General features: G+C 62.6%; 13 protein-coding genes. 9 read left to right on the top strand and 4 right to left on the bottom strand.

Annotated elements, in window-relative coordinates; genetic code table 11:
- Nucleotides 1-60: 60 nt before the first annotated feature.
- Complete coding sequence (locus I8N66_RS02735; protein WP_291149360.1) at nt 61-957, top strand: LysR family transcriptional regulator; 897 nt, start codon at nt 61-63, stop codon at nt 955-957.
- An 86-nt stretch (nt 958-1043) separates the two neighbouring features.
- Here I8N66_RS02735 and I8N66_RS02730 read toward each other — a convergent pair whose 3' ends face one another.
- The gene (locus I8N66_RS02730) at nt 1044-2318 is read right to left on the bottom strand and encodes a DUF3422 family protein (protein WP_113536323.1); all 1275 of its coding nucleotides are present in this window, start codon (nt 2316-2318) and stop codon (nt 1044-1046) included.
- A gap of 273 nt (nt 2319-2591) precedes the next feature.
- Between I8N66_RS02730 and I8N66_RS02725 the strand changes: the two genes are divergently transcribed.
- The 6 genes from I8N66_RS02725 to I8N66_RS02700 all read left to right on the top strand — a co-directional run bounded on the left by I8N66_RS02725 (nt 2592) and on the right by I8N66_RS02700 (nt 9045).
- A complete protein-coding gene (locus tag I8N66_RS02725; RefSeq protein WP_113536324.1) occupies nt 2592-3380 on the top strand; it encodes a FadR/GntR family transcriptional regulator in 789 nt (262 codons plus the stop codon).
- A 206-nt stretch (nt 3381-3586) separates the two neighbouring features.
- Nucleotides 3587-4093, top strand: coding sequence for an NUDIX hydrolase (locus I8N66_RS02720; protein WP_113536325.1), 507 nt, complete (start codon nt 3587-3589; stop codon nt 4091-4093).
- Between the two features lie 135 nt (nt 4094-4228).
- Nucleotides 4229-5734 carry an inorganic phosphate transporter gene (locus tag I8N66_RS02715; RefSeq protein ID WP_291149356.1) on the top strand — a complete coding sequence of 502 codons (1506 nt, stop codon included), beginning with the start codon at nt 4229-4231 and terminating at the stop codon, nt 5732-5734.
- Nucleotides 5735-5745: 11 nt separating this feature from the next.
- Nucleotides 5746-6483, top strand: coding sequence for a 16S rRNA (uracil(1498)-N(3))-methyltransferase (locus I8N66_RS02710; RefSeq protein WP_113536326.1), 738 nt, complete (start codon nt 5746-5748; stop codon nt 6481-6483).
- Between the two features lie 245 nt (nt 6484-6728).
- Nucleotides 6729-8102, top strand: coding sequence for a glutamate--cysteine ligase (locus tag I8N66_RS02705; protein WP_113536327.1), 1374 nt, complete (start codon nt 6729-6731; stop codon nt 8100-8102).
- Nucleotides 8103-8214: 112 nt separating this feature from the next.
- Nucleotides 8215-9045, top strand: coding sequence for a DUF937 domain-containing protein (locus I8N66_RS02700; RefSeq protein ID WP_291149351.1), 831 nt, complete (start codon nt 8215-8217; stop codon nt 9043-9045).
- 310 nt (nt 9046-9355) lie between these two features.
- On the opposite strand, the gene I8N66_RS02695 is transcribed toward I8N66_RS02700, so the two are convergent.
- Entirely contained in the window at nt 9356-9652 is a 297-nt protein-coding gene (locus I8N66_RS02695) for a DUF1127 domain-containing protein (protein ID WP_113536745.1), read from the bottom strand.
- A 206-nt stretch (nt 9653-9858) separates the two neighbouring features.
- Between I8N66_RS02695 and I8N66_RS02690 the strand changes: the two genes are divergently transcribed.
- A complete protein-coding gene (locus I8N66_RS02690) occupies nt 9859-10809 on the top strand; it encodes a LysR substrate-binding domain-containing protein (protein ID WP_043618309.1) in 951 nt (316 codons plus the stop codon).
- An 82-nt stretch (nt 10810-10891) separates the two neighbouring features.
- Here I8N66_RS02690 and katA read toward each other — a convergent pair whose 3' ends face one another.
- Nucleotides 10892-12376 carry a catalase KatA gene (gene katA / locus I8N66_RS02685; RefSeq protein ID WP_291149346.1) on the bottom strand — a complete coding sequence of 495 codons (1485 nt, stop codon included), beginning with the start codon at nt 12374-12376 and terminating at the stop codon, nt 10892-10894.
- 196 nt (nt 12377-12572) lie between these two features.
- On the opposite strand from katA, the gene I8N66_RS02680 reads away from it, so the two are divergent.
- Nucleotides 12573-13484, top strand: coding sequence for a hydrogen peroxide-inducible genes activator (locus tag I8N66_RS02680; RefSeq protein WP_113536330.1), 912 nt, complete (start codon nt 12573-12575; stop codon nt 13482-13484).
- 12 nt (nt 13485-13496) lie between these two features.
- Here the strand turns inward: I8N66_RS02680 and I8N66_RS02675 are convergent, their stop codons facing one another.
- On the bottom strand, nt 13497-14372 hold the full coding sequence (locus I8N66_RS02675; RefSeq protein ID WP_113536331.1) for a dienelactone hydrolase family protein: 876 nt from the start codon (nt 14370-14372) through the stop codon (nt 13497-13499).
- Nucleotides 14373-14407 lie beyond the last annotated feature (35 nt).

The raw sequence follows: 14407 nt of genomic DNA, 5'->3' as shown, positions 1-14407 counted from the left end.
AGGAGACAACCCTCGCAAATGCTATGAGCTTTTCCGTTTTGGAAACAATGGCAACGATTGATGACGAATTTAGGCGATCTTGAGATTTTTGCACGGGTCGTTTCCACAGGCAGCATGTCGGCTGCCGGTCGGGTGCTCGGCTTTTCCCCAGCGGTCATCTCCAAACGCATCAAGAGGCTCGAAGATCGGCTGGGCACACGGCTGCTGCAGCGCACGACACGGCAGATCTCGCTGACCGAAGCCGGCCAGGGTTTCTATGACCGAGTGCTCGGCATCCTCTCGGGCATCGAGGAGGCCGAGGCCTATGCCTCCGGTCGCTCATCGCATGCGCTCGGCATGCTCCGGATCTCGGCGCCGACCTCCTTCGGCCGGATGCACATCGCGCCGCATCTGACGAAATTCATGAAGGATCATCCGGACCTCAAGCTGCACATCGTGCTGACGGACGAATTCACTGATATCGTCGCCGAAGGCTTCGACATGGCGGTCAGGATTGGCGAACTGGTGGACTCATCGCTCGTCGCACGGAAACTCGCTCCCGTGCGACGGCTGCTCTGCGCCTCGCCGGACTATATCGCTCGCAACGGCGCGCCGAAGGAGATCGGCGATCTTGCCAAGCACCTCTGCCTGCCGGCGCACAACAACGACAACTGGAAGCTCGAAGGGCCGGAAGGTGCCCTGGTCTGGCACCCGGAGGGGCCGCTGGTCACCAATTCCTCGGAAATCGTACGCGCCGCCGTCATCGCCGGTGCCGGCATTGCGCTCCGCTCCACCTGGGATATCGGCCCGGAATTACGCAGCGGCCAGTTGATGCAGGTGCTGCCGCAGTGGGAGGGCTCCAAGCAGCTGACGCTCTCGGCCGTCTATCCGAGCCGCCAGTTCCTGCCGGCCAAGGTGCGACTCTTCATCGACTATCTCGCCGGACTTTACGGGCCGATCCCCTACTGGGAGCAATAGAGGGGCCGCCTCGCGGAAGCCCTCCGCTTCTTTGTCCCCCCCGCAATTCCGGACGCAAAACCGCTACGCACTTTTGCTGGAATTGCTTACTTGTGATCCGCTTCCTCGTGATGTCGGCGGATGCGGCGCACGATCAGCCAGACGCCGGCAACGGCGACGGGAACGGCAAGGCCGGTCAGCAGGCCCGGATCGATCGGGAGTTCGTGGCTGACGGCCTTGGCGAGGTAGCCGAACAACCCGACGACATAGTAGGAGATGGCGGCGACCGACAGGCCTTCAACGGTCTGCTGCAGGCGTAGCTGCAGCTTCGCGCGGCGGTCCATAGAGTTGAGCAGCGCGCTGTTCTGCCGCTCAAGTTCGACATCGACCCAGCTTCGCAGAAGAGCGGTAGCACGGGCGAGCTTGCGCGACAGGTTGGCCTGGCGCTCCTCGACCGACTGACAGGTGCGCATGGCCGGCGCCAGGCGTCGTTCGAGAAAGGTGCCGATGGTCTCGTAGCCCGGCAGCGGTGTCTCGGAGAGCGTGCGAATGCGCTCCTGCACGATGCCGTAATAGGCGCGGCTCGCGCCGAAGCGATAGAGACTGAGCGCGGCACCGGCCTCAAGATCAGCGGCGAGCCGGGTGATCTCGGCCAACATGTCGTCGGCCTCCTCGCGGACATTTTCCTTCATGCGCTGGGTAATTCCGGTCAGACCATCTTCGGTCCGGCGGATCTCCGGCGACAGCGACTGGGCGAGCGGCAGGCCCAGCATCGCCAGTGTGCGGTAGGTCTCGATATCGAGCAGGCGCTGGACCAGCGCGCCGGTGCCCGCCTCGGTCATGCCGCGGTCGATCACCAGGATCTGGGTCAGCCCATCACCGTTCTGGCGGAAGTCGGTGACGATCACGGCCTGGCCGTTCTTGGTTTCGCTGTAGCAGAGGCTCGTCGGATCGAGGAGCTTGATCGCATCCCGGGTTTCGGGCGTGTCCGGCCGGATTTCCAGGCGGATGCCCGAGATCAGCGAGCCCGGCGGCGAAAAGCCGTCGCCGAAGGGATGGATCGGCACCTCTCCGCCAAACTGCTCCGGCGGCGGCGCATCCCAGAAGTAGGTCGAAAACTCGGTGTGACGTTCCCAGCGCAACGTCCCCTGCCCCCAGGACATCGCATGATGGTTCGCGTCGCGCCCCGGCGGCGCAATCCCCCGTGCCCTCGACAGTTCCGACAACACGGCGTGATCGACGATCGAGCCGCCATCCGTCAGGAAGGCGAGCTGGAAGATCACCCGCGGCGTGGTCACCAGCGCATAGGGGCGAGAATGAACCTCGCCCAACGCCAAGGCGCGCATCGGCGCCACCGGAAATGCAAAACTACCCTTTGCCATGAAGCGCTCTTGTCCCCCTCACGCGTTCATCACGACTTTCTTATCAATCGAACGAGCAAAAGAAAAAGGACGCATTGACGCAGTTTGATTTTTGTCAGCTGCCCAAAGTGGACAAGCAAATTGACCACTTGGCGCCAGCTGCCTAGATTGCGGCACAGAGCGGGACAAGGGAACCTTCGCGACTGGCCGCCCCTTTTCGCCCCAACCTATCAGAATCACGATATCTTTTTGGCCGAAGCGACCGGAAATCATCGTGATCCGGGAGACCAAGACGTGACTGACGACCAGATCGACCTCTTCGCCCGCATCAGCCACAGCCGCACGGCGGACGAAGTCGTGCAACAGATCGAGCTGCTGATCCTCGAAGGCGTACTGCGCGACGGCGACCGGCTACCTGGGGAACGGGAGCTTTCCAAACGATTCGACGTATCGAGGCCGATCCTGCGCGAGGCGCTCAAGGAACTGGAAGGGCGCGGCCTCGTCGAAAGCCGACACGGTGGCGGCACCTTCGTCGCCGATGTCGTCGGGCAGATTTTCTCCAAGCCGCTGATCGATCTCATCGCCCGTCATCACAAGGCGACGCAGGATTACCTCGAATACCGACGCGAGCTCGAAGGGCTGACCGCGGAACTGGCCGCCAGCCGCGCCACCGATTTCGACCGGGACATCCTGACCAGGATCATCGAGCGCATGCGAACGGCACACGCCGCCGGCGACTTCGACGCGGAGCTCGAAGCCGATATCGAGCTGCACCAGGCAATCGGCGAAAGCGCCCACAACATCATCCTGATGCACACGCTGCGCGCCTGTTATCGGCTGCTCCAACAGGGCATCTTCTTCCACCGCAACTCGGTCTTCGATGCGCCCGGCGCGCGCGACCGGCTGCTTGGCCAGCACGAGGCGATCTACGACGCGATCATGGCGCGGGACCCGGCGAAGGCAAAGGCCGCGTCGCAGACCCATATCGACTTTGTCGCTGCTGCAACCCGCGAGGTGGAGCGCACCGGCGAATGGAACCGCATCGCCCGCCTGCGTCTGCAGCAACGCGATCGCGCGAGCTGACGGATCGGACCAACGCCGAGTTGCCGGCGCTTTATAAACTGCCGTGGAAACACCATATGCTGTCGTATCTGGACCACAGTGCAGAGGAAAGCTGGCTGCATATCCGGCTGCCCGCCGGCGGCGACGTTTACACGTAACAGGACGCTGCCATACTGGCTTTGACAGAAAACAAAAACACTGATTCGCCGAGAGGAGCGCAGACGACCTTGAACTTCTTGAACAGACTCGCATCCGATGTCCAGTTGATGTTGCGCCGCCCGGCGCGCATGCAATATGCCGCACTCTGCTATCGGATCCGCAAGAAGACCAAGGCTCTCGAAATCCTCATGATCACCAGCCGCGACACCGGTCGCTGGGTCATTCCCAAGGGATGGCCGATGCAGGGCAAGCGCGCCCACGAGGTGGCCGAGCGCGAGGCCTACGAAGAGGCCGGCGTCAAGGGGCGGGTGCAGAAGGCGACAGCCGGCTACTATCTCTACCAGAAGCGCATGGACCATGGCCTGAAGATCTCGGTCAAAGTGCAGGTTCACGCACTGGAAGTCGACGATCTCTGCAAGCACTTCCCCGAAGAAGGCCGCAGGCAGCTCGAATGGGTCGACTACAAGGAAGCGGCTTCTCGGGTCGCCGAGCCTTCGCTGAAGGACCTCATTCTCGCCTTCGGCGAGCGCATGGCGACGCTGCCTGCGCCGATGCCGAAAGCTGCGAACGGCTAGCCTCTCGGACCATCCCGGCCATCCAATGCCCCTGAACGCGAGTTCCCGACGCGCGCGGCACCGATGTCCATCAAATCCACTTGAATGCATGTTGCAGTGGCCTTAGTGGCCATGGTGACAATGGAGTTCCAGGCAGTGGCACAGCCGCGCATACGCCTCGCAAAACAGACGATCGACAAAGATCTCGACAAGCTCAGCCTTGCCGAAGAGGCGTCGCGACATGTCCGCCGCAGCCTGGCGGCGCCGGCGCTCGCCGGTCTCTTTCTGCTTCTGAGCATGGCTTTTGCCGCGAGCTTCGTGACGAGTTCCGCGACTGCGCCAATCATCATCGCCGCTGCTGCGATCGCCGGCTACATGGCCATGAACATCGGCGCGAACGACGTGACCAACAACGTTGGCGCTGCGGTCGGCGCCAAGGCGATGTCGATGGCGACGGCGCTTGCGATTGCTGCCGTGTTCGAGATCGCCGGTGCGATGCTGGCCGGGCGGCAAGTAGCACTGACGATCGAAGCGGGCATCGTCTACGGCGAAGACGTGCTCGGTCCGCAGGCGATCGTCTGGATCATGATGGCCGCGCTTGCTTCATCGGCCGCCTGGATCAACATCGCCACCTATTCCGGAGCACCGGTTTCGACCACGCACTCCATCATCGGCGGCATCGTCGGCGCAGGCATCGCCGCCGCCGGCTTTTCCAGCGTGCAGTGGTGGTCGCTCGCCGGCATCACGCTCAGCTGGTCGGTCTCGCCGCTGCTCGGCGGCGCCATCGCCGCCATCTTCCTCGCCTTCCTCAAGGAATTCATCATTTACCGCGAGGACAAGATCGCCGCGGCCAGGAGATGGATGCCGGTTATCCTCGGCGTTACCGCCGGGAGTTTTACCGCCTATCTTGCTCTGATCGCGCTGGTGCAGGTGGCGGCGATCACGGTGCCCGTGGGCCTCGCCGCCGGCGTCGTTGCGGGGGTGGCAGTCTACCTGCAGGCCAGGCCCTGGATCTTCCGCCAATCGGAAGGCCTCGACAACCGGAATCAGTCCCTTCGCAAGCTCTTCCGCTTGCCGCTGATCGTGGCCGCTGCGCTGCTGTCCTTCGCCCACGGCGCCAACGACGTCTCGAACGCGATCGGCCCGCTATCGGCGATCGTCTCGGCGCTCGACGGCGTCATCACGACGGAGAAATCACCGGCGCCCTTGTGGGAGCTTGCAATCGGCGCCCTCGGCATTTCGATCGGCCTGCTTCTCTATGGCCCGAAGCTCATCCGCGTCGTCGGCCAGGAAATCACCAAGCTCAACCCGATGCGCGCCTTCTGCGTGGCGCTTGCCACCGCCGTCACGGTGCTCCTGGCATCGGCGCTCGGATTGCCGATCAGCTCGACGCACACGGCTGTCGGTGCCGTCTTCGGCGTCGGCTTCTTCCGTGAATGGTATATCCGCAACTCCAAGCGGCGTCTGCAATATGTCCGTCAGCGGACAGGGCAGACCGATTTCATGGATTCGGCGGAGACCAATTTTGCCGAAGTCCGGCGCCGCCGCCTCGTGCGCCGGTCGCATTTCCTCACGATCGTCGCCGCCTGGGTCATCACCGTTCCCGCCTCGGCCGCACTATCGGCCGTCCTTTACTTTATCCTTTCCAGCATTTTCATGTGAAAGCACCCGATATGCGCGCCAATTTTCGCATGCAGCGACTGTTCGTCGAGCACGCTCTTAACGCCGGCTCCACCCAGGAGGCGACGAAGGAACAGTTCAACTACCTGGTCAATGTGCTGCGCTATGAGGAAGGCTCCTCGATCCTCACCTTCAACGGACGCGATGGCGAATGGCGCACCGAACTTTCCTTCGCCAGCAAAAAGCGTTTGGTGCTGACATCGGTCGAGCAGACCCGCCCACAGCCGGAACCCTGCGATCTCGTCTATCTCTTTGCACCGCTCAAGGTCGGGCGGCTCGACTATCTCGTGCAGAAGGCCGTCGAAATGGGTGCAGGCATGCTGCAGCCGGTGATGACCCAGCACGTGCAGGGCAAGCTCGGCAGCATCGAACGGGTCCGCGCCAACGTCATCGAGGCCGCTGAACAATGCGGCGTGCTGGGCATTCCCGATGTGGAAGAGCCGCGTCGGCTTGAGGATGTGCTTTCCACCTGGTCCAGCGACCGCCGCATCATCTTTTGCGACGAAGGCAGCGACAGCCAGAACCCGCTGCCGATCCTTTCCGGCATCAAGGAAAAGAAACTCGCCTTGCTGATCGGCCCGGAGGGCGGATTCTCGGAAGCCGAACGGACGCTGCTCCACAGCCTCGATTTCGTCAGCGCCATTCCGCTAGGGCCGCGGATTCTAAGGGCTGATACCGCGGCCGTCGCCGCCATGGCGGTCATCCAGGCCACTGTCGGCGACTGGCGATAGCCGGTCGCTCCCGGGAAATCCGGTTGCCGCTCGTTCCTCTAGAACAGGGCGGACCTCTGACGACAAGGCATGGTTGGGTCGACGATACCCAGTTCCAACGAGCTTGCTCCAGCGCAAGCAATCGTCCTACTTTTTTTGATGAGATCTTGAAAGAAATTGACTTGCACCGCACCTGATTACGGTTCAAGCAGCCTTCATCAACTCCCGCTATCCAGTGGGAGCCGCCCAAACAAAAGAAGACGCTCATGGCCCGAGATACCACCGACCAGACGCCGGTAACCTCTGTTGCTGACCTGACCGCCTACCTGGCAGAAGGTTCGAAACCGGAGGAGCGGTTCCGGATCGGCACGGAGCACGAAAAGTTCGCCTTCTTTAAGGCGGACAACAGCCCCGTCCCCTATTTCGGCGAGGCCAGCATCCAGGCTCTTCTGAACGGCATGGCCGCCAAGAGCGGCTGGGAACCGATCATCGACGAAGGCAACATCATCGGCCTCGCCGAGCAGTCGGGCAATGGCGCGATCTCGCTGGAGCCGGGCGGCCAGTTCGAACTTTCCGGCGCGCCGCTCGAAAACCTGCACCAGACCTGCAAGGAATCGAACCAGCACCTCGCGGTTCTGCGCGAAGTCGCCGAGCCGCTCGGCATCCGTTTCCTCGGCATCGGTGGCAGCCCGAAGTGGACCTTCGCCGAGACGCCGCGCATGCCGAAATCGCGTTATGGCATCATGAGCCGCTATATGCCCAAGGTCGGCACCAAGGGCCTCGACATGATGTATCGCACCTGCACGATCCAGGTGAATCTCGACTTCTCCTCGGAAGAGGACATGCGCCGCAAGATGCAGGTTTCCTTGAAGCTGCAACCGCTCTCAACCGCCCTCTTCGCCAGTTCGCCGTTCACTGACGGCAAGCCGAACGGGCTGCTTTCCTGGCGCGGCGACATCTGGCGCGATACCGACAACCAGCGCGCCGGCCTGCTGCCGTCCGCCTTCGGCCCGAATTTCGGCTTTGCCGACTATGTCGAATGGGCACTGGACGTGCCGATGTACTTCGTCGTGCGCGACGGCCACTATCACGACTGTACCCACGTCACGTTCCGCCAGTTCATGGGCGGGGCGCTGAAGGGCGAGATCGCCGACTGGCAGCCGAACATGGGTGACTGGACGAACCATCTTTCGACGCTGTTCCCCGACGTCCGGCTCAAGCGCTTCCTTGAGATGCGTGGCGCCGACGGCGGCCCCTGGCGGCGGATATGCGCGCTGCCGGCCTTCTGGGTCGGCCTGCTCTACGACCGCGAGGCGCTCGATGCCGCCGAGACCCTGACGCGCGACTGGACCCTTGAGGAAGTGACCGCCATGCGAGACACGGTGCCCGTGCAGGCGCTCGCGACCAAGTTCCGCAGCGGCAACCTCTACGACATTGCCCGCGAGGTGATCCCCATTTCGCGTGGCGGCCTGAAGCGCCGCAACCGGCTGAACGGCGACGGTATCGACGAAAGCCAGTTCCTGGCACCGCTCGACGAAGTGCTCGCCAAGAAGGCGACGCTCGCCGAAGATCTGCTGGCGCTCTACAACGGCCGCTGGAACGGCTCGGTCGAGCCGGTCTTTGCTGAATACCAGTACTAGGGCTTACAAAGCACGTTTCAAAAAGCGGTTTCCAGACCCCGATTTCCCGTTATAGTGCAAGGATATGCGCCGTTTGCAGCGGCGCGATTCAAGATGCCGAAGGGGAACTGGCATGGCACCGCTTTTTGACATGTTCGCGCAGGCGCAAAATGGCAAAGCCATCGAACTGATGGCTCAACAATTCGGCATCGCCCAGGAGCAGATGACGAAGGCGACGGCGGCATTGTTGCCGGCGTTTTCGGCCGCCTTCAAGCGCAACACAGCCAACCCTTATGATTTCGGCGCGCTGCTTACGGCGCTCGGTAGCGGCAACTATGCCAAATATTTCGAAGACATGAGCCAGGCCTTCACACCGCAAGGCATGGTCGACGGCAACGGCGTGCTCGGACAGTTGTTCGGCTCGAAGGAAATGTCGCGGGCGATCGCCGCCCAGGCCGCCCAGGTCACCGGCATCAGCCAGGAGATCTACAAGCAGATGCTGCCGGTCATGGCCGACACGCTGATGGGCGGGCTGTTCAAGCAAACGACCGGGCAGTTCGCCGCCGCGGGCGATGCCTTTGCCAACAACCCGATGGCGACAGCCATGCGGCAGTGGATGGAAGCGGCAGGCTTTGCCAAGAAGCCGGAGCCGCAACCCAACCCCTTCGACAATCCCTTCACCCAGGCGATGCGGGGTTTCTTCGGCATGGCCCCGAAGAAGGAAGAGAAGTCGAAGACAGCCGACGTCTTTGCCGACAACCCTTTCGTCAAGGCGTTTCAGGACATGATGCAGGCGGGCGCCACTGGCGCACAGAAGCCGGCAGCCGACAATCCGGCGCTTGCCCAGTTCTCCCAGGTGATGAACAGCATGTTCGACACCGGGCTGGAGATGCAAAAGGAATACCAGAAGAACGTCGAGGCGCTGTTCGACCTCTACAAGACCGGTCCCGGCACAAAGAGCTGAAACGCCCTTCCCCTCGACACACTCCATACCTCCGCCGGACGCAGCAAGTGGCTGCGTCGTCGAGTGCTTGAGCGCCTTTCCGAATACACATCTGAAAAGAAAAAGGCCCGGTACATGTCTTGGTCATGCACCGGGCCAAGCGGCAGGGTTATTGGCTCTACCCTGCGGGGAACGTTTGAGCGCGCGGACAATACGGCCAGCAGCACCGAAACTCTGGAATTCTGAGCATGACCCGCGGCGGCGGCAGGCTTTCACGGATCATGCTCGACTGGCACACACCCTAAGCGGCGGGATGCGCCATGGGGGACAATCAGTCGTGGCGGGTTCCCTTGTAGAAGAGGCTCGCACGGTTTCGCGAAGCGCGCGTCAGGTAACTGGCCGGATTTTCGAAGAAGGGCGAGGTGATCGCCTCGCGCACATCTTCTCGCTTCAGCCCCATGTCCAGGAGCTGACGGTCATCCATGTCGTTCAGACGGCTGATCGCGTATCGGTTTCTGAGTTGGCGCCATACGGACGTCAGCATGGCTACGACGCCGACTGTGCGGGGGGCATAGGACTGCTTCCCTGCAACGAGGTCGAGATCGAGGACGTGCTGTGTCGTGCGCATGACGGTCTCCTTTTTCGGCACGAAGAGACCCATCCCTGCGGGGGAGGTCAAACGCAGGGGCGGGCCAAAAGATTTGGGAATCACCGGCAAAATTGCCGGCGGGGGATCGATGAATTTGCCCCCGATTGATCGCAAATCCTTATTGATCAGTCCAACGAATGTTTTTAATGATATTCATCAAACAATCTTATGGATGCATCACGGCCATGTCCGCACCGCTCGATATCGATCAGCTCCAGACCTTTGTCGCGATCGCCGACACGGGCAGTTTCACCAAGGCGGCCGACCGGGTCTTCAAGACTCAATCCGCCGTATCGATGCAAATGCGCCGCCTGGAGGAGCGCATCGGCAAAGCACTCTTCATGAAAGACGGCCGCGGCAACCGGCTGACCGTCGAGGGCGACCGGCTGCTGAATTTCGCCCGCCGGATGATCCGCCTGAACAACGAAGCGATTGCCTCCTTCGACGACAACCGCCTCGAAGGAACGCTCAGGATCGGCACGCCCGACGATTACGCCGACCGCTACATGCCCGAGATCATCATGCGTTTTGCCAAGACGCATCCGAATGTCGAGCTCTACATCGTCTGCGAGCCCTCCGTGGATCTCGCCGAGAAGATGGCGAAGGGCGACCTCGACATCGCGCTGGTCACGCACAATCCGCGCGCCCGCGCGTCGGACGTGGTGCGGACCGAGCCGCTTTGCTGGGTGAGCTCGATCAACCACCCACTGCCCGAGAACGCACCGATCCCGCTTGCGGTCGGTCGCCGCGACTGTCTGTGGCGCCAGGCCGCCTGTGCAGCGCTCGATGCGACCGGGCGGGAGTACCAGATCCTGTTCACCAGCTGGTCGTCGACGGTCGTCGCCGCGGCGGTACTCGCAGGCATGGCGGTATCGGTCCTGCCGGAATCGGCATTGCGGCCGGGCATGAAGGTGCTGACGCTCGCCGACGGCTTCCCGGCGCTGGCGCCGGTGCAGATCGGCATCATGAAGCGTCCAGGCCTCTCGCCCTCGCTTTCGAATGCGATCAGCAACCACATCACCGCCTGCCTCGACAACATCACGCCGATCAGCGCCAATGATGACCTCGAGGCCGACATCAAGGGCTTCCCGCGCTATCCGCGTCTCAGGCAAAGCCACATGCTGCCTGGCTGGTAAGAGCCGGCAGAAACCAAAAAGGCCACGCATAGACAGGTACGTGGCCTTTTCTTTTTCCGAGGCCATTCGAGCGCTCGCTTGCCTATTCGGCAGCGGTTCTGACAGTCTCCGCTTCGTAGCCATGTGCCGCCTGAAGCGCTGCGCGGACGCCGGCTTCATAATCCGGATGAACGCGCTTGAAATGTGCAAGCTGACGTTCGACGATCAGCCCAGGCACGCCACCCATGGCAGCGGCGATGTTTGCAAACAGCCGCGCCTTCTCGCCGGCATCGAACAGATTGAACAGCGCGCGCGGCTGGCTGTAGTCGTCGTTGCCTTCGCGGTGGTCGTAGCGCGCCATGTCGCCGCTGGTGCGCAGTGGCGGCTCCATCGCGGACGGTTGCTCGACCGGGCCATTGAACGAATTCGGCTCGTAATAGGCATCCGGATTGCCGGTCTGGATGCCGCCGAACGTGTTCATCTGGCCATCGCGGTGATAGTGGTGCACCGGGCATTTCGGCCGATTGACCGGGATATGCTCATAGTGGGTGCCGAGGCGATAGCGGTGGGCATCGGCATAGGAGAACAGGCGCGCCTGCAGCATCTTGTCTGGCGAGAAGCCGATGCCGGGTACGATGTTGGACGGCGAGAAGGCGGCGTTCTCGATCTCGGCGAAGTAGTTCTCCGGATTGCGATTGAGCTCCAGAACGCCCACCTCGATCGGCGGGTAGTCCGAATGCGGCCAGACCTTGGTGACGTCGAAGGGATTGTAGGGGGTCTTGTCCGCCTCGAGTTCCGGCATGATCTGCACCTGAAGCGTCCAGCGCGGATAGTTGCCCTCTTCGATGGCGCTGTAGAGCGCTTCCTGGTAGCTTTCGCGTGTCCGGCCGATCACGTCCGCGGCCTCGGCATTGGTGTAGAACTTGTGGCCGTGCTGGGTCTTGAAGTGGAACTTCACCCAACAACGTTCGCCGGCATCGTTCCAGAACGAGAAAGTGTGGGAGCCGTAGCCGTTCATGTGCAGCGGCGACACCGGACATCCGCGGTCGGACATCAGGATCGTGACCTGGTGCAGGCTTTCCGGCGACAGCGACCAGAAATCCCACATGGCGGTCGCCGAACGGAGGTTGGTTTTCGGATGGCGCTTCTGGGTGTGGATGAAGTCCGGGAACTTGTAGGCATCGCGGATGAAGAAGATCGGCGTGTTGTTGCCGACGAGGTCCCAATTGCCCTCGGGCGTATAGAATTTCAGCGCGAAGCCACGCACGTCGCGTTCGGCGTCAGCGGCGCCCAGTTCACCCGCAACCGTGGAGAAGCGCGCCAGCATCGGCGTTTCAGCGCCCGGCTGCAGAACCTTGGCCTTGGTGTACTTCGAGATATCGCCCGTGATCTTCAGGGTGCCATAGGCGCCCCAGCCCTTGGCATGCACGGCGCGCTCGGGAATGCGCTCGCGGTTTTGATGCGACAGCTTCTCGATAAGCTGGTAGTCCTGCATCATGACGCCGCCGCGCGGACCGGCCGTCAGCGAATTCTGGTTGTCCGGTACCGGCGCTCCGGCGCTCGTCGTCAATATGGGTCGATCTGACATCGCGTCCTCCTGTCAAAGGGTTCGCGCCCGGGAGATCGCGCAGGGTTTCACCGCCTGCCCGACGACAGCCAGGGCGGCTGCCAGCCGCCACTTGGGCGACGCTCAAAGCCCGGACGCTTTGGCAAGGCGGTTTTCCCACAGGCGATCGATAATCTCCAATTGCATATAAATTAAAACTCGATAGGATTTTCCTATCATGCTTACACTCAGACAGATGCGCTATTTCGAGGCGCTTGCCTCTGCTCGCCACTTCGGCAAGGCCGCCGAACTCGTCCACGTCAGCCAGCCGGCGCTCTCCGCCCAGATCATGGAAATGGAGAACCACCTGGGCGTGAAGCTTGTGGAGCGCAGCCGCAGCGGCGTTTTCCTCACCCGCAAGGGCGAAGAGGTGCTGACTCGCACCCGGGCCATCCTCGCGGAAGTGGACATGCTGGAGCAGAGCGCCCGCGCCAGCTCCGGCACACTCGAAGGACGTATCCGCATCGGCGTCATCCCGACGCTTGCTCCCTATCTCGTGCCGCGACTGGTGCCGCACTTGCGCCGCGTCTATCCGGCGATCGAGATCGAATTGAAAGAGTCGGTGACGTCGCGACTGGTCGCCGACCTCGGCGAGGGCCTGCTCGACGCCGTCGTTGCCGCACTGCCGATCGAGACTGACGGGCTTTTGACGAAACCGCTCTTTTCCGATCGTTTCTTCATGGCGATGGCGGACGACGAGCGAAACATCCTGATGTCGCCGCTGACCGAAGACCAGGTGGATGTCGAACAGCTGCTCCTGCTCGAAGAGGGGCATTGCCTGCGCGATCAGGCACTTGCCGTCTGCAGCACGGCCGGCAAGCGCCGTCTCGTCTCGTTCGGCGCCACCTCGATGACGACGCTCCTGCAGATGGTCGCCAACGGCATGGGCATGACGCTGATCCCCGAAATCGCGATCGCGACCGAGGCGGCGCGCAACTCGATCCGGATCGTCCCCTTCGCTGCACCCGAGCCGGCGCGCGAGATCGGCCTCGTCTGGCGCCGCAGCAGCCCGCGCGAGCGCGACATGGAAGCGCTCGCAGCGGCGATCAGCGGTTGCGCCGACGACATCCTCCAGGCGGCTGCCGCCTGACCGGAACCACGCTCAGGCGAGCTTGGCCTTCAGGAATTCGACCGTCCGGCTCCAGGCAAGATCAGCAGCGGGCTTGTCGTAGCGCGCGGCCGAGGTATCGTTGTTGAAGGCGTGGTTGACTCCGTCATAAACGTAGATGGTTGCGTCCTTGCCGTTGTCCTTGAGGGCCTTCCGGTAAGCGTCGATGCCAGCATTGATGCGCTCGTCGAGCCCGGCATAATGCAACAGCAGGGCGGCCTTGATTTTCGGCACATCAGCCGCCGGCGGCTGCGCGCCATAATAGGCGACGCCGGCCTTCAGATCCGGGGAACCGACGGCGAGCCGATTGACAAGTCCCCCGCCCCAGCAGAAGCCGGTGGCGCCGACCTTGCCGGTCGACTGCTGATGCCCTTCAAGGAAGCTGACCGTTGCCGCGGCATTCGCCGTCGTTGCCGCCGCATCCAGAGCACCGATCATCTCACGCGCCTTGTCCTCGTCCGTCGGCGTGCCGCCCGAAGGAGACAAGAAATCCGGTGCGAGCGCTAGGAAACCTTCGAGCGCCATCCGCCGCGCCACGTCGCGAATATGCGGATTGAGCCCGCGGTTCTCGTGGATGACGATGACGGCCGGCAGCTTGCCGCTGATCTCCGCCGGGCGAACGAGATAACCCTTCATGTCGCCGCTCGCGCCGGGGTAGGAGATTTCCTCGCCCATCACGCGGGCATCGGTGGCGGCAATGATCTCGGCCTTGGCGCCGTTGGCGGCAAGCAGCGGGGCGATCGCAGCGGCGGCGGCGGCGGAGCCCGCCAGGCCCGTGAGCCTTTCCATGAAGCGACGACGATCGAGGGTAAGATGCGTGTATTCGTCGTAGGCGTCGATCATCGCCTGCGTGATTGTCGGTTCCTGCATGTCAGGCTCCTTCGGTTCCGTTGTCCCGCGGCGGC

Origin of the sequence: Ensifer sp. SSB1 (assembly GCF_016652895.1) — a bacterium.
Classification (GTDB): Bacteria; Pseudomonadota; Alphaproteobacteria; order Rhizobiales; family Rhizobiaceae; genus Ensifer.
The sequence above is the reverse complement of the archived record's forward strand: the minus strand, read 5'-3'. Positions and strand labels throughout refer to the sequence as shown.